General features: G+C 57.3%; 1 protein-coding gene. It reads right to left on the reverse strand.

What is annotated here, in order from left to right; all coding sequences use genetic code 11:
• A partial coding sequence (locus ACXJ5O_RS29455) for an ABC transporter permease (RefSeq protein ID WP_457302984.1) occupies positions 1-536 on the reverse strand: 536 nt, incomplete at both ends.

Below are 536 nucleotides of genomic sequence, written 5' to 3' on the forward strand. Positions count from 1 at the left end.
GCGCAGCACGTGTCTGGTCATGATAATGCGGGGTCGGAGCCCTTTGGCCCGGGCGAAATCGACGTATTCAGCGTTGATGACGCCTATGATCGAGGACCGCAAATTGCGCATCAACACGGCAGAAAAGCTGAACGCCAGTGTCAAAGCCGGCAGGAACAGGTGATAGAGCCTATCGGCAAACGTGTCGCCATAGCCACCGACCGGGAACCACTTTAGCGTTGCGCCGAAGACGGTCAACATCAGGATACCAACATAAAACACAGGCATCGACAATCCGACCTGGAATGTGCCTCGAATGACCGCGTCGGCGGTCTGTTCCCGCTTCAGTGCGGCAAGGAACGCCAGTGGCACGGCCAGAACGAGGGCCAGCAGCGCTGCCATCAAGGTCAGCATCAGTGTCACCGGCAAGCGTTGCATGATGATGGTCGTCACAGGCAGCTTCAGTGCGATTGACGTGCCAAGATCGCCGGTGAACACGTTCTCCACGAAGTACAAGAATTGGATGGGGATCGGCTTGTCCAACCCAAGGCTGGCAT

It is taken from the genome of Phyllobacterium sp. P5_D12, from assembly GCF_054049495.1.